19 protein-coding genes and 2 tRNA genes are annotated in these 21,493 nt (G+C 64.4%); 13 read left to right on the top strand and 8 right to left on the bottom strand.

The genetic code is table 11. The features are described 5' to 3' along the window. Positions 1–42: 42 nt before the first annotated feature. A complete protein-coding gene (gene purL / locus G7045_RS05535) occupies positions 43–4,059 on the bottom strand; it encodes a phosphoribosylformylglycinamidine synthase (protein ID WP_370521732.1) in 4,017 nt (1,338 codons plus the stop codon). A gap of 93 nt (positions 4,060–4,152) precedes the next feature. On the opposite strand from purL, the gene map reads away from it, so the two are divergent. Continuing rightward, positions 4,153–4,968 carry a type I methionyl aminopeptidase gene (gene map, locus G7045_RS05530; protein WP_166158442.1) on the top strand — a complete coding sequence of 272 codons (816 nt, stop codon included), beginning with the start codon at positions 4,153–4,155 and terminating at the stop codon, positions 4,966–4,968. Between the two features lie 7 nt (positions 4,969–4,975). Next, positions 4,976–7,567 carry a [protein-PII] uridylyltransferase gene (locus tag G7045_RS05525; protein WP_166158439.1) on the top strand — a complete coding sequence of 864 codons (2,592 nt, stop codon included), beginning with the start codon at positions 4,976–4,978 and terminating at the stop codon, positions 7,565–7,567. A 7-nt stretch (positions 7,568–7,574) separates the two neighbouring features. On the opposite strand, the gene G7045_RS05520 is transcribed toward G7045_RS05525, so the two are convergent. Together G7045_RS05520 and G7045_RS05515 are read right to left on the bottom strand one after the other, a co-directional pair. Beyond that, positions 7,575–7,913 carry a hypothetical protein gene (locus tag G7045_RS05520; RefSeq protein WP_166158436.1) on the bottom strand — a complete coding sequence of 113 codons (339 nt, stop codon included), beginning with the start codon at positions 7,911–7,913 and terminating at the stop codon, positions 7,575–7,577. A 20-nt stretch (positions 7,914–7,933) separates the two neighbouring features. Next, entirely contained in the window at positions 7,934–8,245 is a 312-nt protein-coding gene (locus G7045_RS05515) for a hypothetical protein (protein WP_166158433.1), read from the bottom strand. A gap of 127 nt (positions 8,246–8,372) precedes the next feature. On the opposite strand from G7045_RS05515, the gene G7045_RS05510 reads away from it, so the two are divergent. The 5 genes from G7045_RS05510 (at position 8,373) to G7045_RS05490 (ending at position 11,083) form a co-directional block, all read left to right on the top strand. Continuing rightward, on the top strand, positions 8,373–8,798 hold the full coding sequence (locus G7045_RS05510; RefSeq protein ID WP_370521730.1) for a YbaN family protein: 426 nt from the start codon (positions 8,373–8,375) through the stop codon (positions 8,796–8,798). 63 nt (positions 8,799–8,861) lie between these two features. Further along, positions 8,862–8,937, top strand: a tRNA-Asn gene (locus G7045_RS05505). A gap of 52 nt (positions 8,938–8,989) precedes the next feature. Continuing rightward, positions 8,990–9,065: transfer RNA gene (locus G7045_RS05500), tRNA-Asn, on the top strand. Positions 9,066–9,196: 131 nt separating this feature from the next. Beyond that, the gene (locus G7045_RS05495) at positions 9,197–10,249 is read left to right on the top strand and encodes an extracellular solute-binding protein (protein WP_166158430.1); all 1,053 of its coding nucleotides are present in this window, start codon (positions 9,197–9,199) and stop codon (positions 10,247–10,249) included. A gap of 75 nt (positions 10,250–10,324) precedes the next feature. Continuing rightward, complete coding sequence (locus G7045_RS05490) at positions 10,325–11,083, top strand: 3-hydroxyacyl-CoA dehydrogenase (RefSeq protein ID WP_166158427.1); 759 nt, start codon at positions 10,325–10,327, stop codon at positions 11,081–11,083. Positions 11,084–11,091: 8 nt separating this feature from the next. On the opposite strand, the gene G7045_RS05485 is transcribed toward G7045_RS05490, so the two are convergent. Further along, entirely contained in the window at positions 11,092–11,316 is a 225-nt protein-coding gene (locus G7045_RS05485) for a YdcH family protein (RefSeq protein ID WP_166158424.1), read from the bottom strand. A 133-nt stretch (positions 11,317–11,449) separates the two neighbouring features. Here G7045_RS05485 and G7045_RS05480 point away from each other — a divergent pair, with 133 nt between their 5' ends. Next, positions 11,450–12,379, top strand: coding sequence for a DNA ligase (locus tag G7045_RS05480; protein ID WP_370521756.1), 930 nt, complete (start codon positions 11,450–11,452; stop codon positions 12,377–12,379). A 61-nt stretch (positions 12,380–12,440) separates the two neighbouring features. Here the strand turns inward: G7045_RS05480 and G7045_RS05475 are convergent, their stop codons facing one another. Then, positions 12,441–14,759, bottom strand: a complete 2,319-nt coding sequence (locus G7045_RS05475; RefSeq protein WP_166158418.1) for an arginine/lysine/ornithine decarboxylase — start codon at positions 14,757–14,759, stop codon at positions 12,441–12,443. Between the two features lie 142 nt (positions 14,760–14,901). Here G7045_RS05475 and G7045_RS05470 point away from each other — a divergent pair, with 142 nt between their 5' ends. Together G7045_RS05470 and G7045_RS05465 are read left to right on the top strand one after the other, a co-directional pair. Further along, positions 14,902–15,327, top strand: a complete 426-nt coding sequence (locus G7045_RS05470; protein ID WP_166158415.1) for an NfeD family protein — start codon at positions 14,902–14,904, stop codon at positions 15,325–15,327. 14 nt (positions 15,328–15,341) lie between these two features. Continuing rightward, the gene (locus G7045_RS05465; protein WP_166158412.1) at positions 15,342–16,256 is read left to right on the top strand and encodes an SPFH domain-containing protein; all 915 of its coding nucleotides are present in this window, start codon (positions 15,342–15,344) and stop codon (positions 16,254–16,256) included. 35 nt (positions 16,257–16,291) lie between these two features. On the opposite strand, the gene G7045_RS05460 is transcribed toward G7045_RS05465, so the two are convergent. The 3 genes from G7045_RS05460 to G7045_RS05450 all read right to left on the bottom strand — a co-directional run bounded on the left by G7045_RS05460 (position 16,292) and on the right by G7045_RS05450 (position 19,018). Continuing rightward, entirely contained in the window at positions 16,292–17,137 is an 846-nt protein-coding gene (locus tag G7045_RS05460) for a type IV pili methyl-accepting chemotaxis transducer N-terminal domain-containing protein (protein ID WP_166158409.1), read from the bottom strand. Positions 17,138–17,242: 105 nt separating this feature from the next. After that, on the bottom strand, positions 17,243–17,998 hold the full coding sequence (locus G7045_RS05455; protein ID WP_240919284.1) for a type IV pili methyl-accepting chemotaxis transducer N-terminal domain-containing protein: 756 nt from the start codon (positions 17,996–17,998) through the stop codon (positions 17,243–17,245). 189 nt (positions 17,999–18,187) lie between these two features. Beyond that, entirely contained in the window at positions 18,188–19,018 is an 831-nt protein-coding gene (locus tag G7045_RS05450) for a type IV pili methyl-accepting chemotaxis transducer N-terminal domain-containing protein (RefSeq protein ID WP_166158406.1), read from the bottom strand. A gap of 157 nt (positions 19,019–19,175) precedes the next feature. Between G7045_RS05450 and moaA the strand changes: the two genes are divergently transcribed. The 3 genes from moaA to G7045_RS05435 are packed head-to-tail and all read left to right on the top strand — an operon-like array spanning position 19,176 to position 21,489. Continuing rightward, entirely contained in the window at positions 19,176–20,318 is a 1,143-nt protein-coding gene (gene moaA, locus G7045_RS05445; RefSeq protein ID WP_166158403.1) for a GTP 3',8-cyclase MoaA, read from the top strand. Continuing rightward, positions 20,315–20,962 (top strand): molybdenum cofactor guanylyltransferase MobA, encoded by a 648-nt coding sequence (gene mobA / locus G7045_RS05440; protein WP_166158400.1) that lies wholly within the window; start codon positions 20,315–20,317, stop codon positions 20,960–20,962. The genes moaA and mobA overlap by 4 nt, the downstream gene beginning before the upstream one ends. Then, a complete protein-coding gene (locus G7045_RS05435; RefSeq protein ID WP_166158397.1) occupies positions 20,959–21,489 on the top strand; it encodes a GNAT family N-acetyltransferase in 531 nt (176 codons plus the stop codon). The genes mobA and G7045_RS05435 overlap by 4 nt, the downstream gene beginning before the upstream one ends. Positions 21,490–21,493: the final 4 nt, after the last annotated feature.

Raw genomic sequence — 21,493 nt, 5'->3', positions numbered from 1 at the left:
GCGCTAGCAGCTCTTATTTCAATAGCGCCACGGCTGGCTTTCTCACCCCACCCACTTGCGCGCATTGCGCCAGATGCGCATCCATGGCGAAAGCTGCGAGATATCGCCGCTCGTCCAGCTCATCTGCACGTTGCGGAACACCCGCTCGGGGTGCGGCATCATGGCCGTGAAGCGCCCGTCTGCGGTGGTCACCGCCGTCAGGCCGCCGCTGCTGCCGTTGGGGTTGAAGGGGTAGCGCTCGGTCGGCTGGCCGTGGTTGTCCACGTAGCGCATCGCCGCCAGCACGGTGGCGGCGTCGCCCCGGTGGGCAAAGTTGGCGTAGCCCTCGCCGTGCGAGACGACGATGGGCAGGCGGCTGCCTGCCATGCCCTGCAAAAAGATGCTGGGCGACTCCAGCACTTCCACCATAGCCAGGCGCGCCTCAAAGCGGTGGCTTTGGTTTTGCGTGAAGCGCGGCCAAGCGGCAGCGCCCGGGATGATGTCGGCCAGCTCGGCAAACATCTGGCAGCCGTTGCACACGCCCAGGGCAAAGGTGTCATGGCGGGCAAAGAACTGCTGGAACTGCGCCGACAGCCGTTCGTTGAAGGTGATGGAGCGCGCCCAGCCAATGCCCGCGCCCAGGGTGTCGCCGTAGCTAAAGCCCCCGCAGGCGACCACGCCGGCGAACTGCGCCAGGTCGGCGCGGCCCGCTTGCAGGTCGCTCATGTGCACGTCGTGCGCTTCAAAGCCCGCTTCGGTAAAGGCGTAGGCCATTTCGACGTGCGAGTTCACGCCCTGCTCGCGCAGCACGGCCACGCGGGGCTTGGCCAGGTTCAGGTAGGGCGCGGCCACGTCGTCGGCGGGGTCGAACGCCAGGTGCAGGTGCAGGCCGGGGTTGGCCGGGTCGCCGGCGGCGGCGTGTTCGCTGTCGGCGCAGGCGGGGTTGTCGCGGCCCTGGGCGATTTTCCAGCTCACGGCGTCCCAGACCTGGTGCAGGTCTTCGAGCTTGGCGCCAAAGGCTTTTTTCGCGTCGCGCCAGACTTGCAGCTCGCCCTTGCCCATGTCCACCGGCGAGCTGGCCGGGCGGGTTTTGCCGATGATGTGGCTGCACTGGATCAGGCCGTGCTCGCGCAGGGTTTGCATGACGGCGCTGCGCTGCTCGGTGCGGATTTGCAGCACCACGCCCAGTTCTTCGTTGAACAGGGCGTGCAGGGTTTGCACGTCGCGCCGGCCCGCCACCTGCTGGCCCCAGTTCTTGCCTTCGCCGCTGTCCATGCGGCTGTCGCTGATGCCGTCGCCCTCGGTCACGAGCATATCCACGTTCAGCGCCACGCCCACCTGGCCGGCAAAGGCCATTTCAGCCACTGCCGCCAAGAGGCCGCCGTCGCTGCGGTCGTGGTAGGCCAGGATTTGGCCCTGGGCGCGCAGTTGGTTGACGGCGTTGACCAGGTTTTTCAAGTCTTGCGCGTCGTCCAGGTCGGGCACTTCGGTGCCGCTTTGGCCCAGCACCTGGCTCAAGATGGAGCCGCCCATGCGGTTTTGGCCCCGGCCCAGGTCGATGAGCACGAGGGAGCTGTCATCCACCGTAGCGTCGAGCTGCGGCGTGAGCGTGCCGCGCACATCCTGCAGGGTGGCAAAGGCGGTGACGATGAGGCTGACGGGGGAGACGACTTTTTTCGCCTCGCCTTCTGCCGCCCACTGCGTGCGCATCGAAAGGCTGTCCTTGCCCACGGGGATGGAAATACCGAGCTGCGGGCACAGTTCCATGCCCACGGCTTTGACGGTGGCGTAGAGGTCGGCGTCCTCGCCCGCTTCGCCGCAGGCGGCCATCCAGTTGGCCGACAGCTTGACGCGCGGCAGCGCAATGGGCGCGGCCAGCAGGTTGGTGATGCTCTCGGCCACGGCCATGCGGCCCGACGCCGCCGCGTTGGTGGCGGCCAGCGGCGTGCGCTCGCCCATGGCCATGGCTTCGCCAGCAAAACCCTTGAAGTCGGCCAGGGTCACGGCCACGTCGGCCACGGGAATCTGCCAGGGGCCGACCATCTGGTCGCGGTGCGTGAGGCCGCCCACGGCGCGGTCGCCAATGGTGATGAGAAAACGCTTGCTGGCGACCGTGGGATGCGCCAGCACCTCGATCACGGCCTTTTCCAGCGCCAGGCCGTCGAGCTGCAGCGGCGCGCCCTGGCGGGCAACGGTGGCCACGTCGCGCTGCATCTTGGGCGGCTTGCCCAGCAGCACGTTCATGGGCATATCGACGGGGTATTTTTGTGCGCCGCCCTGCAGGGCGGTGTCGTCGAGCACCAGCTGGCGCTCCTCGGTGGCCACGCCGACGACGGCGAACGGGCAGCGTTCGCGCTCGCAAAAGGCCTTGAACTGCTCCAGCGACGCGGGGGCAATCGCCAGCACGTAGCGCTCCTGGCTTTCGTTGCTCCAGATTTCCTTGGGCGCCAGGCCCGATTCTTCCAGCGGCACGGCGCGCAGGTCAAAGCGTGCGCCCCGGCCCGCGTCGTTGGTCAGCTCAGGGAAGGCGTTGGACAGGCCGCCCGCGCCCACGTCGTGGATGGCGAGGATGGGGTTGGCGGCTCCTTGAGCCCAGCAGTGGTTGATGACCTCTTGCGCGCGGCGCTCGATCTCGGGGTTGCCGCGCTGCACCGAATCAAAGTCCAGCTCGGCGGCGTTCTGCCCCGTGGCCATGGAGCTGGCCGCGCCACCGCCCATGCCAATGCGCATCCCCGGGCCGCCCAGTTGAATGAGCAGCGTGCCGGCGGGGAATTCGATTTTGTGCGTCAGGCCCGCGTCGATCACGCCCAGGCCGCCGGCGATCATGATGGGCTTGTGGTAGCCGCGCTGCACGCCTGCCACTTCCTGCTCGTACTCGCGGAAGTACCCGGCCAGATTCGGGCGGCCAAACTCGTTGTTGAACGCCGCGCCGCCCAGCGGCCCTTCGGTCATGATCTGCAGCGGGCTGGCGATGTGCGCGGGCTTGCCGCCCGCCTGGTCGGAGAGCCCCCCCCAGAGCTTGGAGACGGTGAAGCCCGAGAGCCCCGCCTTGGGCTTGGAGCCGCGCCCGGTCGCGCCCTCGTCGCGGATCTCGCCGCCCGCGCCGGTCGATGCGCCGGGGAAGGGCGAAATGGCGGTGGGGTGGTTGTGCGTTTCCACCTTCATCAGCACATGGTGGGTTGCGCTCTCTTTTTGATAGCTGGCCGCGCTTGCTGCGCTTGCGCTAGCGCCCATTTTTGCCACAAATCGCTCCACCGGGCTGCCTTCCATGATGGAAGCGTTGTCGGCGTAGGCGACGATGGTGTGCTGGGGCGAGGTGGCCTCGGTGTGGCGGATCATGCCGAACAGGGATTTGTCTTGCGCGACGCCGTCGATGGTGAACTCGGCGTTGAAGATTTTGTGGCGGCAATGCTCGCTGTTGGCCTGGGCGAACATCATCAGCTCCACGTCCGTGGGGTTGCGGCCCAGTTGGGTGAAGGCATTCACCAGGTAGTCGATTTCATCGTCGGCCAGGGCCAGGCCCCATTGCAGGTTGGCTTTTTCCAGCGCAGCGCGGCCACCGGCGAGCACATCGACAAACTCCATGGGCTGGGCCTGCAGCTCGGTAAAAAGCTGCTCGGCCTCGGCGCGCGTGGGCATGACGGATTCGGTCATGCGGTCGTGCAGGAGCGCGGCGATCTGCGCCAGTTGCGCCGGCAAGACTTCGGGCTGGCCGCCCAAGAGGCCGGTTTTGAGCGTGAGGCGGTATTCGGTGATGCGCTCGACGCGGTGCACCGCCAGGCCGCAGTTGCGCGCAATGTCGGTGGCCTTGCTGGCCCAGGGCGAGACCGTGCCCAGGCGCGGCGTGACGACCAGCAGCAAGCCGCCGTCCTCGGGGCCGGCGTAGGGCTCGCCGTAGGTCAGCAGCGCGGCCAGGCGCTCTTGCTGCGCGGGCGTGGGGGCATCATCGAGCGCCACCAGGTGCACAAAGCGCGCAGCCACGCCGGTGATTTTGGGGTGGATGGCGGCCAGGGCCGATTGCAGTTGCTGGGCGCGGAAAGTGCTGAGGGCGTTGCCCCCCGCAAACGAAATCTTGTGCATGGTCACGGTAGCAGCGGGCGCTGTGAGAGGCGAAGCCCGCCATTTTACTGGGGCCCCTGCACGTCCTTGGAGGCTGTCGGATAATCGGGCGCCATGACGATCACCATCAAGTCTGCGGCCGACATTGCCGCCATGCGCGAGGCCTGCCGCCTGGCCTCCGAAGTACTGGACTACATCACGCCCCATATCCAACCGGGCATCACCACCCTTGAAATCGACCGCCTGGGCGCCGAATGCATGGCGCAGCAGGGCACGGTGTCGGCCACCATCGGCTACCAGCCGCCGGGCTACCCGCCCTACCCCGGCCACCTGTGCACCTCGGTCAACCACGTGGTATGCCACGGCATCCCGAACGACAAGCCGCTCAAGAAGGGCGACATCGTCAACGTGGACGTCACCGTCATCACCCAGGACGGCTGGTTTGGCGACAACAGCCGCATGTTTTTGATCGGCGACTGCTCGGTCGCGGCCAAGCGCCTGTCCAAGCTCACCTTCGAATCCATGTGGCTGGGCATACAGCAGGTCAAGCCCGGCGCGCGCCTGGGCGACATCGGCCACGCCATCCAGCAGTTTGCCGAAGGCCATGGCCTGTCGGTGGTGCGCGAATTTTGCGGCCACGGCATCGGGCAAAAATTTCACGAAGAACCGCAGGTGCTGCACTACGGCCGCCCCGGCACGGGCGAACTGCTGCAGCCGGGCATGGTGTTCACCATCGAGCCCATGCTCAACCTGGGCAAGCGCGACATCAAGGAGCTGGGCAAGGACGGCTGGACCATCATCACCAAGGATCGCAGCCTCTCGGCGCAGTGGGAGCACACGGTGCTGGTGACCGACACCGGCTACGAGGTGATGACGCTCTCGGCCGGCAGCCCCGCCCTGCCCTCTTTTGTGCAGGCCACCCGCACCTGATCCACCCATGAACGAGCTGACCGCCCTGCGCGCGCGTTACCGCAGCGACAAGGCTGCCCTCATCACCGCCCAAACCCAGGGCCGTTCCCTGCGCAGCGCCCGCCAGCTGCTCATGCAATTGGCCCAACTGGCCGATGCGCTGCTGCAAAACCTGTGGCAGCGTGCCGCACTGCCAGACAGCCTGGCCCTGGTGGCTGTAGGCGGCTATGGCCGGGGGCAGCTCTTTCCCCATTCCGACGTCGATGTGCTGGTGCTGTTGCCCGACGGGGCCGGCACCGACAGCGCCCTGCAAGAGCGCCTTGCCGCCTTCATCAGCCACTGCTGGGATGCGGGGCTGGAGATTGGCTCGAGCGTGCGCAGCGTGCCCGAATGCCTGGCTGAGGCGGCGCAAGACGTCACCATCCAGACCGCCCTGCTCGAAGCCCGCCTGGTGCACGGCAGCGCCGCTCTGTTTGGCGCTTTGCAGCAACAGTTTGCCGCGCAGCTCGACCCGCAGGCATTTCTGGATGCCAAGACGCTGGAGATGAACCAGCGCCACACCAAGTTTGAAAACACCCCCTACGCGCTCGAACCCAACTGCAAAGAATCGCCCGGTGGCCTGCGCGACCTGCACACCGTGCTCTGGGTGGCCCGCGCCGCCGGCCTGGGCACGAGCTGGCGCGAGCTCGCTGCCAACGGCCTGGCCACGCCGTTTGAGCTGCGCCAGATCGAGCGCAACGAAGCGCTCCTGTTCCTGATCCGCGCGCGCCTGCACGCCCTGGCCGGGCGGCGCGAAGACCGGCTGGTGTTCGACCTGCAAACGGCTGTGGCCGAATCTTTTGGCTACCGCAACAGCCTGGCGACTGACGGCAAACGTGTACATCTGCGCGCCAGCGAGGCGCTGATGCGCCGCTATTACTGGGCCGCCAAGGCCGTGACGCAGCTGAGCCAAATCCTGCTCCAAGGCATTACCGCACGCTTGGCACCAAGCACGCAGGAGCTGCGCCCGATCAACGACTGGTTCTACGACAAGGGCGGGCTGATCGAAGTCACCAGCGACGACCTGTACCAGCGCCAGCCACAGGCCATCCTGCACACTTTTTTGCTCTACGAGCGCTCCCCGGGGCTCAAGGCCCTGTCCGAGCGCACGCTGCGCGCGCTCTACAACGCACGCGGCGTAATGGATGGGGCCTTTCGACGTGACCCGGAAAACCGCGCCTGCTTCTTGCGCATCCTGCAGCAGCCCGAAGGCATCACGCGCACCATGCGGCTGATGAACCAGACCTCGGTGCTCGGGCGCTACCTGTGGCCGTTTCGGCGCATCGTCGGGCAAATGCAGCACGACTTGTTTCACGTGTACACCGTGGACCAGCACATCCTGATGGTGCTGCGCAATATGCGGCGCTTCTTCATGCCCGAGCACACGCACGAATACCCGTTTTGCTCGCAGCTCGCCAGCGGTTGGGACAAGCCCTGGCTGCTGTACCTGGCCGCGCTGTTCCACGACATTGGCAAGGGGCGCGGTGGCGACCATTCCGTTATCGGAGCACTGGAGATGCGGCGTTTTTGCCGCCAGCATGGCGTCATCGGCGAGGATGCGCAGCTGGCCGAATTCCTGGTGCGCGAGCACCTGACCATGAGCCAGGTAGCGCAAAAACAAGACCTTTCCGATCCGGACGTCATCACCAGCTTTGCCCAACGGGTCGGCAGCGAGCGCCACCTCACCGCCCTGTACCTGCTCACCGTCGCCGACATTCGCGGCACCAGCCCCAAAGTGTGGAACGCGTGGAAGGGCAAGCTGCTCGAAGACCTGTACCGCGCCACGCTGCGCGTGCTCGGCGGTGGCACGGTCAATCCGGCGGCCGAAGTCGAGGCCCGCAAACGCGAAGCCCTGATCCTGCTGGCCCTGAGCGCCCTGCCCCACGAAGCGCACAAGCGCCTGTGGGATACGCTGGACGTGAGCTATTTCATGCGCCACGAGGCACCAGACATTGCCTGGCACACGCGCCACCTCTCGCGCCATGTCGGCACGCCCCAAGCCATCGTGCGGGCGCGCATGTCGCTCGCTGGCGAGGGACTGGAGGTGCTGGTGTACGCCCCCGACCAGGCCGACCTGTTCGCCCGCATCTGCGGCTACTTTGACCGCGCGGGCTTTTCAATTCTCGATGCCCGCATCCACACCACACGCGACGGTTACGCGCTCGACACCTTTCAAGTCATCACCGCCACCATGCCGGACCATTACCGGGAACTCACGCACATGGTGGAAAACGACCTGGCGCAGACCCTGGCCTCCTGCAGCGCCCTGCCCGATCCCCGGCGCAAACGCATGTCGCGGCGGGTGCAAAGTTTTCCGCAAACGCCACGCGTTTCCCTGCGCCCAGACGAAAAAGCCCAACGCTGGGTGCTGAACATCTCGGCAACCGACCGTGCCGGCCTGCTCTACCAAGTCGCCCGGGTGCTGGCAGCGCACCAACTGAGCGTACAGCTGGCCAAGGTCAGCACTTTGGGCGAGCGGGTGGAAGACAGCTTCCTGATCCAGGGTGCCGAACTGCAAAGCAGTGCGCGCCAACTGGAAATAGAAAAAGAATTGCTGCAGGCCCTGGCCGTGGAAAGCTGAACAAGGCTCAAGCAAGTACGTGCAACAGCAGCCCGGTGGCCTGTCCCGTGCCATTCATGAATGGCACGCCACTGGGTGCAGTGCGCACCCTCACCACATCGTTGCTGCTGGCCTGGGCAGCGTTGAGCTGGCCACGTGCAGTTTCCCAGCGGGTGTTGGCGTCGTCCGACTGGGCTTTCAGGCCATCGGCGCGGGTTTGCTCCTGATCGGCGCTGCGCTGCGCCGAATCAGCTTGGCGGCGCAAATTTTGCGCCGTTTGTTCGGCCTGGCGGGCCTCGCGCTGCGCAGACTGCACCTGATACGAAGGGCGGGCGGCAGCAGCAAAGGGGGCAATGGCGGCAGCCATAGTGTCACCTCGCTTTCACGTCATGCGCCATAGGCCCGGCGCAATTCACCGTTGAGCAACGACATCTGCTGCACCGCCTGCTGCTCCTGCATACGTTGCGTTTCTTGGCGGCCATCACTGTTTTGGCGCTGAGCGGCCATGTCCTTGGCGCGCTGGCTGATAGTGACTTCGGTGCTGGATGTTCGTGCCGAGGAAGATGCAGCGACAGGCGGCTGCGCCGCTGCCGGCCCATGCATATCGGCACGGCGCGGGGCATGGTTGCGCTGCGCTTCTGTACTGCTGGAACTGTTCAGGTGGCTGGAAGCAGCCAAGCTGATGCGATCGGCGGCCATGGTCTTCTCCTGAAAATACGGGGGATTGCTGCCTATAGTCCTCCAATCCCTGGCAAAAGTAAAGAACCCACAGCCCCTGCCGGTTTAGCGCAGGCAGGGACAGCAACCTGGCGGGCACAATCACCCCATGCCTCCCGCCTCTGCTGCCTACCCTGCCGATGACGCGCCGCCGCCCCTGGCGCCGACTACGCCGCTGATGCGTGTGTTCTATCTATGCTTGGCCGTGCTCAGCCTGATACTGGGAATCATTGGCATCTTTGTGCCAGGACTGCCGACCACTGTCTTCATCTTATTGGCAGGCTGGGCAGCGGCACGCAGCTCACCACGCCTGCACGTCTGGCTCTGGCAGCACCCACTGTTTGGCTCCATGCTGCGCGACTGGGCACGCGGGGGCTGCGTCAGCCGACGAGCCAAGTGCAGCGCCAGCGCCATGATGGCGTTGTGCGCCCTGGTATTGTTATACGTTGCTGCCCCCTGGTGGGCCCGCGCCAGCGCAATCGGCTGCATGGCCTGTGTCCTCATCTGGTTATGGATGCGCCCCGAACCCCGTTGATTTTTCATCTAGCCATATTTTTTCAAAAACGCCGCATTTTTATGCCTATAATCTAAGTCTTGTTCCTCGATAGCTCAGTCGGTAGAGCGCCGGACTGTTAATCCGTAGGTCCCTGGTTCGAGCCCAGGTCGAGGAGCCAAACTTCATGGCTTTGCAATTGCACAAGGCCGCACAATTCATATACCGATCATTCCTCGATAGCTCAGTCGGTAGAGCGCCGGACTGTTAATCCGTAGGTCCCTGGTTCGAGCCCAGGTCGAGGAGCCACTCAAAACCCACCGTGTTTGCGCACGGTGGGTTTTTTCTTGTGCAACCGTTTTGTTGCGCTTCGTTAATTGCGAATAATTCGCGTTTGCTCTATGATGGCGAGGTTTTCCACCCGTGAAAGAAACCTCGCCATGCATCTCACCCTGAAGGCCCTGGTGGCCGCCTGCGCCATCGCCACCCTGGGCAGCGCCGCCGCTGCAGAAGAGCAGGTCGTCAACCTGTACTCCGCCCGCCACTACTCTACGGATGAGGCGCTGTACGACAACTTCACCAAGGCCACGGGCATCAAGATCAACCGCGTGGATGCCGACGATGCCGGCATCCTGGCACGCCTCAAAGCCGAAGGCAGCGCCTCACCCGCCGACGTCATCCTGCTCGTCGATGCCGCGCGCCTGTACCGGGGCGAAGCCGACGGCCTGTTCCAGCCGATCCGCTCCAAGGTACTCGAGGATGCCATTCCGGCCAACCTGCACGCCCAGCCGACGGCCGATGGCGGCATTGCCTGGTTCGGTCTCTCGACCCGCGCCCGCGTCATTGTTTACAACAAGGTCAAGGTCGCCGCCAGCGATGTGGACAGCTACGAAAAGCTGGCCGATCCCAAAAACAAGGGCAAGATCTGCATCCGCTCGGGTTCGCATCCGTACAACCTGAGCCTGTTTGGCGCCATCACCGAGCACATGGGCGAGCCCAAGGCCCAGGCCTGGCTGCAAGGCGTGAAAGACAACCTGGCACGCACCCCCAAGGGCGGCGACACCGACCAAATCAAGGCTGTGGCTGCTGGCGAATGCGATATTGCCGTCACCAACAGCTATTACTTTGCCCGCCTCATGCGCTCCAACAAGCCCGAGGACGTGGCCGTAGCGAACAAGGTCGGGGTGATGTTCCCGAACCAGCAATCCTGGGGCACACACTTGAACATTGCCGGCGGCGCAGTCGCCAAGCACGCCAAGCACCAGGCCAATGCCATCCAGTTCCTCGAATACCTGGCCAGCCCCCAGGCGCAGGAATACTTTGCCAACGGCAACAATGAATGGCCTGCCGCCAAAGGCGTGGAACTGGGCAACCCAGCCCTCAAAGCCATGACGGGTGGCAAACCCTTCAAGAGCGAAACCATTCCGATCAGTGCAGTCGGCGCCAACATGCCCAAGGTGCAGCAGATGCTCGACCGCGTCGGCTTCCCCTGATCCCCTCCCCGCCCGGTACCGCCGGGCTTTTTTTCGCCCCATAATTGACGTTTACGTCAACGTAAGGAGATTGGCATGGAGATTGAAGGCAAAGTATTCATCGTCACCGGCGCCGCTTCGGGCCTGGGTGAAGGCACGGCACGCCGCCTCGCAGCGCTGGGCGGCAAGGTGGTACTGGCAGACATGCAGGAGGACAAGGGCCAGGCCGTGGCGCGCGATATTGGCGGCACTTTTGTGCGCTGCGACGTCAGCAGCGAAGCCGATGGCCAAACCGCCGTGGCCCAGGCACAGGCGCTGGGCAAGCTCATGGGCCTGGTCAACTGCGCGGGTATTGCCCCCGCAGAAAAAACGGTCGGTAAAAACGGCGCCCACAGCCTGGCGCTGTTTCAAAAAACCATTACCGTGAATCTGCTGGGCAGCTTCAACATGATCCGCTTGGCGGCGGCGGCCATGGCGCAGAACGCGCCCGAGGCCACGGGCGAGCGCGGGGTACTCATCTCTACGGCCAGCGTGGCCGCTTACGACGGCCAAATGGGCCAGGCAGCGTACGCCGCCTCCAAGGGCGGCGTGGTCGGAATGACGCTGCCCATTGCGCGCGACCTGGCACGCAACGGCATTCGCAACATGACCATTGCCCCCGGCATTTTTGGCACCCCCATGCTCTTTGGGATGCCGCAGGAAGTGCAGGATGCACTGGCGGCCACCGTCCCCTTTCCGAGCCGCCTGGGCCGGCCGGAGGACTACGCCAAGCTGGTGCAGCACATCCTGGAAAACGACATGCTCAATGGCGAAGTAATTCGCCTGGACGGGGCCATTCGCCTGACCCCGAAATAACGCTGGAATTACGCCTGCGCGGGGTCGAGGCCGCGCAGGTGCGCGTAAATCTTGTCCTTGAGCTGGAGCTTTTCCTTTTTCAAGGTTTCGATCTCCGCAGCAGTGGCTTGGATGATGCGCGCTTCCATGTTCTTGATCGCTTGATCCATCTCGTTGTGCTTATCAAACAAACGCGTGAAATGGACGTCATTGCCCTTGATCTTGGTGATCAGGTCGCGGTATTCGGGAAACATCAGCTCTCCTTGAAGTAAGGGTTGTGTCGCTCCATTCTACGAATCCGCATGATCCCTACTGTTTTGCTCTGCACAAAAAGTGACATAGATCATGCTCCACATCCTTGCAGTCCCTGAAGGCACCATGTTATTCATGCACCTTTTCAGCCGCAAACGCCCGCCCATCCTGCGCTGGGCGCTATGGTTTTTGATGGCCTGCTGGCACGTGGGGGGCAGTGCTGCGGCACCCGCACCGACGCTGGCGCAGGTCTACCGGCCTGGCATCGACGTGACGGCCTACTGGGTCAGCGAGAAATACGACGGCGTGCGCGCGCTCTGGACGGGGCAGGAACTGCGCTCGCGCCAGGGCCTACCAATCCACGCGCCCGCATGGTTCACCGTCGGCTGGCCCGACGTGCCAATGGACGGCGAACTTTGGGCCGGGCGCGGGCGGTTTGAGCAAGTCCAGGCCGTCGTAGCCCAGGCCGCGCCGCAGGATGCGCCGTGGCGCGCGCTGCGCTACATGGTGTTCGACCTGCCCGGCCAGCCGGGCGGCTTCGGCGAACGCCTGCCGCACCTGCGGCAGACCGTCGCCGCGCTGGAGCAGCCCTGGGTGCAGGCCGTGCCGCAGTGGCGCGTGGCCAGCCATGGCGCGCTGATGCAGCAGCTGCGCACGCACGAGAAGGCCGGCGCCGAAGGGCTGATGCTGCGTCGGGATGACGCACCCTACCGGGGCGGGCGCAGCGACGACCTGCTCAAACTCAAGTCCTTCGAGGACGCAGAGGCCGTCGTCGTGGGCCACATGCCCGGCAAGGGCAAGTACGCCGGCCAGACCGGTGCGCTACTGGTGCAGATGCCCAGCGGCCAGCGCTTTCGCCTGGGCAGCGGCCTGCCCGATGGGCTGCGCCGCACGCCGCCGCCCATCGGTAGCGTGGTGACCTACCGCTACAACGGCACCCACGCCAGCGGCCTGCCGCGCTTTGCGCGCTTCTGGCGCGTACGGGCAGATGCGCCACCTGCGCCAGAATTTGAAGCCAAATCGGCCTCTAGCGCCCGTCCATCAAGCGCTAGCAGCTCTCAATAAAGGAGCACCCAAAGGTGCTGCCAAAGGTGCTGCCAAAGGGCCCGTCGTCCCCCATCTGCCCCTAGGCAGCTTTCTTCGCGGGGCGGCCCAGCTCAGCCACACAGTCAGCGTAGTAACTCACGTTGCCCATGTCATCTTCGATCTCCACCAGGCCGTGGATGTCAGTCTCGAAGCCCGGGCACACCTTGGCGAACTCGCGCGCGAACTTGAGGTAGTCCACGATCTTCTTGTTGAACACCTCACCCGGAATCAAGAGCGGGATGCCCGGCGGGTACGGCGTGATCAGGCTGGTGGTGATGCGCCCTTCCAGCGCATCAATGGCCACGCGCTCGGTCTTGCGCTGGGCGATGTGGGCGTAGGCGTCGCTGGGCTTCATGGCCGGGGTCAGGTCGCTCAAATACATCTCGGTCGTCAGGCGCGCGATGTCGTATTTGGCGTAGAGCTGGTGCACGTGCTGGCACAGGTCTTTGAGGCCCATCTTCTCGTAGCGCTTGTGCTGCTGGCAGAACTCCGGAAGGATGCGCCACATCGGCTGGTTCTTCTCGTAGTCGTCCTTGAACTGCTGCAGCGCCGCCAAGAGCGTGTTCCAGCGGCCCTTGGTGATGCCGATGGTGAACATGATGAAGAAGCTGTACAAGCCGGTCTTTTCCACCACCACGCCGTGCTCGGCCAGGTACTTGGTGACGATGGAAGCCGGAATGCCTGTGGCATCAAACTTGCCATCGAGGTTCAGGCCAGGCGTGACGATGGTCGATTTGATCGGGTCGAGCATGTTGAAGCCGTCGGCCAGGTCACCAAAGCCGTGCCATTTCGCGGCATTTTGGGCCGCGCCATTCTTCTTCTTGCCCTTGTTGCGAAACACCCAGGTCTCGGCCGTGCCCAGGCCATCGTCCACGAGTTCCTCGGGGCCCCAGACCTTGAACCACCAGTCGTTCTTGCCAAATTCATCTTCCACCTGGCGCATGGCGCGGCGAAAGTCCAGGGCTTCGACCAGGCTTTCTTCCACCAGTGCCGTGCCGCCGGGCGGCTCCATCATGGCGGCGGCCACGTCGCAGCTGGCAATGATGCTGTACTGCGGCGAGGTACTGGTGTGCATCAGGTAGGCCTCGTTGAACAGATGCCGGTCGAGCTTTTCGCTTTGCGAATCCTGCACCAGCACATGGCTGGCCTGGCTGATGCCGGCGAGCAGCTTGTGGATGGACTGCGTGGCATAGACCACCGAATGCTGCGGACGCGCGCGCTTCTTGCCCATGGCGTGGAAGCTGCCGTAGAACGGGTGGAAAGCGGCGTGCGGCAACCAGGCCTCGTCGAAGTGCAGGTTGTCCACGTAGCCGTCGAGCATCTGCTTGATGGTCTCGGTGTTGTAGAGCACGCCGTCGTAGGTCGATTGCGTGAGCGTGAGCACACGCGGCTTGACGGCTTTGGCATCCACGCCCCCCAGCAGCGGGTTGGCAGCAATTTTGGCGCGGATGGTGTCAGGCTCGAACTCGCTTTGCGGGATCGGGCCGATGATGCCGAAGTGGTTGCGCGTGGGCTTCAGGAACACCGGCACGGCGCCGGTCATGATGATGCTGTGCAGGATGGACTTGTGGCAGTTGCGGTCCACCACCACCACGTCGCCCGGGGCCACGGTGTGGTGCCAGACGATTTTGTTGCTCGTGCTGGTGCCGTTGGTGACGAAAAAGCAGTGATCGGCGTTGAAGATGCGCGCCGCATTGCGCTCGGATTCGCCAATGGCGCCGTTGTGGTCCAGCAATTGGCCCAGCTCTTCCACGGCGTTGCACACGTCGGCACGCAGCATGTTCTCGCCGTAGAACTGGTGGTACATCTGGCCCACGGGGCTCTTCAAAAATGCCACGCCGCCCGAATGTCCGGGGCAGTGCCAGCTGTACGAGCCATCTTCGGCGTAGTCGAGAAGCGCCTTGAAGAACGGCGGCTGCACGCCCTCCAGGTAGCTCTTGGCTTCGCGGATGATGTGCTTGGCGACGAACTCCGGCGTGTCTTCAAACATATGAATGAAGCCGTGCAGCTCGCGCAAGATGTCGTTGGGCAGGTGGCGCGCCGTTTTCGTCTCGCCGTAGATATAGATCGGCACGTCGGCGTTTTTGCGCCGCACCTCGCCGATGAAGCTGCGCAGGCTGTGAATGATGGGGTCCTGGCCCGCACCCAGCGTAAATTCTTCGTCGTCAATCGACAGAATGAAAGCGCTGGCGCGGCTTTGCTGCTGCGCGAACTGGCTCAGGTCGCCATAGCTGGTCACGCCCAGCACTTCAAAGCCCTCTTCTTCAATCGCCTGCGCCAGGGCGCGAATGCCCAGCCCCGAGGTGTTGTCGGAGCGGTAATCCTCATCGATGATGACAATGGGAAAGCGGAATTTCATGCGCGGCCTCCTAGGCTCGAAGCGGACTCAAAAATAAAGCAGGCGCGAAGTGTAAGGAATAAGCCCCACCCCCCTCGGAACAGCGCCCTTTTTCACTCAGAATGTGGCGAACTACATACAAACCTCAGGAGATGACAACCCCATGACCGATGCCAACCTCTGGTGGCTGGCCGCCGGTGCCGCCGTCGCTCTGGAACTGCTGACCGGCACCTTCTACCTCTTGATGCTGGCTCTGGGCCTGGCTGCAGGTGCGCTAGCCGCATACGGCGGTGCCGGGACGGTGCTGCAAATTGTGCTCGCCGCCTTGGTCGGCAGCGCCGCAGTAACCCTGGCCTACCTGCGCCGGCGCCCACCACCCGGAGCGCCCTCCGTGCGCGCGGACCGCAGCGTCAACCTCGACATTGGTGAGACACTGCACATCGACACCTGGCAGCCCGACGGCACAGCCCAGGTCAAATACCGAGGCGCCCAATGGACAGCCCTGTCCCGCCCCGGCAGCAGCCCCAGCCCGGGAGCACACCGCGTCGTTGAACTGCTGGGCAACCGCCTGGTGGTGGAAAAAATCTAAAAAGGAGTACAGCCATGGAAGTCGCCATCGTCCTGTTCGTTATCGCCGCCCTGTTCATCGTGCGCTCGATCAAAATCGTGCCGCAGCAGCACGCCTGGGTCAAAGAACGCCTGGGTAAGTACGCTGGTACGCTGGGGCCAGGTTTGAATTACCTCATTCCCTTCGTCGATCAGATCGCCTACCGCCACAGCCTCAAAGAAGTGCCACTGGACGTGCCCAGCCAGGTCTGCATCACCAAGGACAACACCCAGCTGCAGGTCGATGGCATCCTGTACTTCCAGGTCACCGACCCGATGCGCGCCAGCTACGGCTCCTCCAACTACATCATGGCCATCACCCAACTGGCACAAACTTCGCTGCGCAGCGTCATCGGCAAGCTCGAACTCGACCGCACCTTCGAGGAGCGCGACATGATCAACGCCCAAGTAGTGACCGCCATCGACGAGGCGGCGCTCAACTGGGGCGTGAAGGTGCTGCGCTACGAAATCAAGGATTTGACGCCGCCAGCCGACATCCTGCGCGCCATGCAGGCGCAAATCACCGCCGAGCGTGAAAAGCGCGCGCTGATTGCCGCCTCCGAAGGCCGCCGACAAGAGCAGATCAACCTTGCCGAAGGCGAGCGCCAGTCCTTCATTGCCAAATCCGAAGGGGAAAAACAAGCCGCCATCAACCGCGCGCAGGGCGAGGCGGCCGCCATCCTGGCCGTGGCCGAAGCCAGCGCCCGCGCCATCGAGCGCGTCGCTGGCGCCATTGAACGCCCCGGCGGCGCCCAGGCAGTGCAGCTCAAGGTGGCAGAAAAAGCCGTGGACGCCTATGGCCGCGTCGCCAAGGATGCCCAGACCACCCTCATCGTGCCCAGCAACATGGGGGAAGTCTCCGCCCTGATTGCCTCGGCCATGAAGATGGTGCAGGGAACACAAAAACAATAGCAGCTCACGCTGATTCAGCAAGGGCTGCGGGCCTTTTAGCCCAAAATTTCCTTGAGAGCTGCCTCATAAGCGCCAGCGAGCTGCTGCATCACCTCCAGCATCCGCTCGCTGGCAGTGCTCATGGCGTCGAGCCCCCGGCCATCAACCGGGCGCTGCAGGGCAGCGTCAAAAAACACCCATTGCCCCTGCGCCAGCTCCAACTGCGAACGAATCGCCGGCGTCGCCACCGGGGCTTTTTGCAGGCTTTCGAGCGTTTGCCGAAACTCGACCGCATCTTGCGCCATCTGCTCGCGCAGCAGCTTGGCATCCATGCCCGTGGCCAACAGATAGTAGTTTTTGGCCAGACGCTGCGACAACCAACGCAAGCGCCCTGCCAGACTGACCAGACGCGCCGTAGGTGCCGGCGCCTGCTTCTCCAGCGCCAGCGTAGCCTGCTGGGCCGCCTCCAAAGCCTTGTCTGCCTGCGCCGATACCTGCGCCACCAACTCCTTGGTGGGCACGCGCACCAGCAAGGCATCGAGCTGCGTGCATTGGCTGCGTGCCTGCTCCAGCGCCTGCACCACCTCAGCCGGCCAGGGATGGGGCAACACATCCGCAAACACGGCTTGAATTTGCTGGCGCGTGTAAGCCTGCAGCTCTTGCGCTTTGGGCGACTGCACACTCAAAAAATGCTGTGCGTACAACTTGGCCTGGCGCTGTGCCAAGGCGCGCAGGCTGGCCGTGCGGTTGATGGCCGTGAGCAAGGCCGGGCGCACCTGGGCCGACAGGGGCAAGGCCGCAGCCCCTACGGTGGCCACCAAAAGGCGCAGCGCTGCACGACGGCGCGGCCAGCGCAAGGCGCAAGATGCAGAAAAAGGCAAGGAGCTGGAGGTATCGGACATGGGCGCGATTGTGGAAACCACTTACCAACCCCACTCTGACGCCGATCAACTCCTGCCCACGCCTCCTTGCAACAGTTTGTAGACAACCGTTTCAAACGAAAGGGCTCAACCGAGCACTTCCTTAAGAGCCACTTCGTACAAATCGGTGAGCTGGTTGGTGACTTCGATCAAGCGCTCGCTGGTCGTGGCCACGGCTTCGAGGCCGCGTGTATCAGACGGGCGCTGCAAGGCGGCATCAAAGAACATCCACTGGCCCTGCGCCAGCTCCAGCTGGGTACGAATCGCCGGGGTGGAAATCGGCGCCTTGGCCAGCATGTCCATGCCATGGCGAAACGCCTGCGCATCGGCCTGCAGCTGTTCGCGCAGCGCCTTGTCCTCGGGGCTGATGGCCCGCAGGTTGTAGTTCTTGGCCAGACGCTGCGACAGCCAGCGCTGGTGGCCCGCCTCGTTCACCAGCTTGGCTGTGCCGGCCTGGGCCAGTTTTTCCAGCGCCAGGGTGGCGGTGTTGGCGGCATCGAGCATCCGGTCGGCCTGGGCCGAAACCTGCAGCACCCCGTCCTTGGTCGGCGCCTGGGTCACCAGGCTGTCGAGCTTGTCGGCCTCGGTGTGCAACTGCGCCAACAGCTTGCCAATATCAGCGGGCCATTCGTGCTGCCCCATTTCCTTGAAACCATTGCGCACCAGCTGACGGGCCGTGGTGAGCACATCACGCGCGCGGTCAGGCAGTACCCCCAGCTGCAGCTGGGCATAGGCCTTGGCAATGCGCTGCGACAGCGCACGATTGCGTGCCGTGCGGTTGATGGCGGTGGCGATCGCCAAGCGTGCCTGCGCCGCCAGGGGCAGGGCCGCCAACAGGGTCAAGGCTGCACCTGCGCGCAATGCCTGACGGCGGCCAGCCTGTACTGAGCCAAAGGAAAACAGGGAATCCATCGATTTCATAACAACAATAAGAGAAAACACGCAATGGTGTAAACCCTAATTATCCTGTCATTTCAATGACACAAATCCCAAAAACCTATGCGCACACAGGAATTGCCAATCTGTTACCAATTACCCCAAGACTTCTTTGAGTGCCAGCTCGTACAGATCCGTCAGACGATTGGTGACTTCGAGCAAACGCTCGCTGGTGGTGGCCACCGCCTCCAGGCCGCGTGCGTCAGCCTGACGCTGCAAGGCGGCATCAAAAAACACCCACTGCCCCTGGGCCAGCTCCAGCTGGGTACGAATCGCCGGGGTGGAAATTGGCGTTTTTCCGAGTTCATCGAGCCCCCGCTTGAATTCGAGCGCATCGGACGCCAGGATGTCGCGCACCGCTTTGCTGTCCGGGTGCACCGCCTGCAGGTTGTAGTTCTTGGCCAGGCGCTGCGACAACATGCGCTCGCGCCCAGCGAGGTTGACCAACTTGGCCGTGCCCGCCTGGGACAGCTTCTCCAGCGCCAAGGTGGCGGCATTGGCGGCGTCGAGCATCCGATCGGCCTGCACCGCCACCTGCACCACGCTGTCCTTGGTGGGCGCCTGAACGATCAGGGCATCGAGCCGATCGGACTGCGTGCGCAGCTCGGCGAGCAGCTTGGCCACGTCTGCCGGCCATTCCTGCTGCGCCATTTCATCAAAGCCGGCACGCACCAACTGGCGTGCAGTATTGATGATCTCCCGGGCGCGATCCGGGAAAACGCCCAGCAACAGCTGGGCGTAGGCCTTGGCAATGCGCTGCGACAACGCCCGGTTGCGCGCCGTGCGGTTGATAGCCGAAGACAGCGCCAGCCGCGCCTGCGCCGACAGCGGCAACACCGCCATCAAGCCCAGGGCCGCAGCAGCACGCAGTGCCTGGCGGCGGCTGGCAGACGAAGAAGACAGAGGGAGCAAAGCAGAAGATGCCATGGCGATCAAAAGAGTAGGCGCGCAAGGGCGCGGACAGTACAAATTATGGCGACCACAATATGTCAACCAACGCCCAATCCACGCCAAGCCTTGACCAACATCAAACGCACGCAAAGCACCCATCCCCCTACCCAAGCCATGGGGCACAATTTCAGCCATGGCTGAACGTGTCATTCCTCTTGTGGACCAGCGCGCCCTGGCGCTGGTGCCCCCCTTGCCCCTGGGGGCCCTGGAGCCAGCGTCGGGTGAACTCACCGACCACTGGCAACGCCCCCTGCGCGATCTGCGCATCAGCGTCACAGACCGCTGCAACTTTCGCTGCAGCTACTGTATGCCCAAGGAGGTGTTCGATACCCAGTACCGCTACCTACCGCACAGCGCACTGCTCAGTTTTGAAGAAATCACCCGCTTGGCGCAACTGTTTCTGCAGCACGGGGTGCAAAAAATTCGCCTCACCGGCGGCGAGCCGCTGCTGCGCAAAGGTCTGGAAAAATTGGTAGCACAGCTGGCACAGCTGCACACCACCGAAGGGCGCAAACCCGAGCTCACCCTCACCACCAATGGTTCGCTACTGGCGCGCAAGGCATCCGTGCTCAAGGCAGCGGGGCTCGACCGCGTCACCATCAGCCTCGACAGCCTGGACGACGCCATTTTTCGGCGCATGAACGATGTCGATTTTCCGGTCGCCGAGGTGCTCGCCGGCATCGACGCCGCCCAAGCCGCCGGACTGCAGCGCATCAAGGTCAATATGGTGGTCAAGCGCGGCACCAACGACCACGAGATCGTGCGCATGGCGCAGCATTTTCGTGGCAGCGGCATCACGCTGCGTTTCATCGAATACATGGACGTCGGCGCCACCAACGGCTGGCGCATGGATCAGGTCGTGCCATCGACCGAAGTCATCGCCCGCCTGCAGGCCGCGCTGCCACTGGTGCCGTTGGCCGCCCAGGCACCCGGAGAAACCGCCAAGCGCTGGGGCTGGGCCGACGCCCAGGGCCGACACGACCCGGCGCTGGGCGAAATCGGCGTCATCAGCAGCGTGACCGAAGCCTTTTGCGGCGCCTGCAACCGCGCCCGCCTGTCGATGGAAGGCCGGCTCTACCTGTGCCTGTTCGCCAGCCAGGGCTGGGATCTGCGCAGCCTGCTGCGCAGCACCGCCAGCGACGCGCAGCTGAGCACCGCCATCGCCCACATCTGGCAAGGCCGCAGCGACCGCTACTCGGAGCTGCGCGCCAGCCTGCCGGCCGACACCAGCGACGGCCAGGCACGGCGCATCGAGATGAGCTACATCGGCGGATGAAGCCGCACGACATCACCGGCCTGCTGCTCGCTGGCGGCCAGGGCAGCCGCATGGGGGGGGTGGACAAGGGCCTGCAGCTGCTGCACGGCCAGCCGCTGGCGCAGCACGCGCTGGTGCGCCTGGCGCCGCAGGTCGGGCCGCTGCTCATCAGCGCCAACCGCCACCTGGAGCAGTACCAGGCCCTGGCCGCGCCCTACGCCGCCCCCGTGCTGACCGACTCCCTGGAGGGCTACGCCGGCCCCCTGGCGGGCTTTCTCACCGGGCTGGCGCACTGCCACACGCCCTGGCTGCTGACCGTGCCCTGCGACAGCCCGCTTTTTCCCCTCGACCTGGCACAGCGCCTGCTCGCTGCCGCCCAGAGCGCGCAAGTCCCCTTGGCCATGGCCTGCGCCCCTGAACACAGCCCAGGACAAACCACGGCGCCCAGCCCATTGCGCCGCCAGCCGGTGTTTTGCCTGTTGCAACGCAGTCTGCTGCCCAGCCTGCAGCGCTATACCGATGCGGGTGGACGCCAGATTGGCGCCTGGGCGGCGCAAGCTGGCTGCGCCCTGGCCCCCTTTAACCAGCCCGGCGACGCACCACACGCCTTTGCCAACGCCAATACCCTGGCCGAGCTGCAGGCGCTGCAGCAGCCATCACCATGAGCACGACGGCACGTATTCGCCCCCTGGGCGCAGCCGACGCACCAGCCTACAAACGCCTGCGCGACGAAGCCCTGCGCTGCGCCCCTGAAGCCTTTGCCGCCAACTACGCCAGCGCCCGCTTGCAGCCAGCCCAGGCCTACGCGCCACGCTTTGGCTCGCCGTTATCAGGCACGTTTTTTCTGGGCGCCTTCGATGCCCGCCACACCCTGGTGGGTTGCCTGGGCTGCGAACGCGCCCTGCCAGCCCAACAACGCCACAGCGCGCAACTGGTCGGCATGTGCGTAACCCCCAGCGCCCAGCGCCAAGGGCTGGGCCGCAGCTTGCTGCAGCACATGCTGATGGTGGCGGTGCGGGTGCCGGGCCTGGAACAGCTGACCCTGACCGTGACCGCCAGCAACACCCACGTGGTGCGCCTGTACGAAAGCCTGGGCTTCGTCGCCTGGGGATTGCAGCCGCGTGCACTCATCGTCGCCGGGCAGGCGTACGATGCCCTGCACATGAACCGCCCCCTGCATCCACGGACGTAGATTT

The sequence above is a fragment of the Acidovorax sp. HDW3 genome (assembly GCF_011303755.1).
Lineage (GTDB): Bacteria > Pseudomonadota > Gammaproteobacteria > Burkholderiales > Burkholderiaceae_C > Paenacidovorax.
The sequence above is the reverse complement of the archived record's forward strand: the minus strand, read 5'-3'. Positions and strand labels throughout refer to the sequence as shown.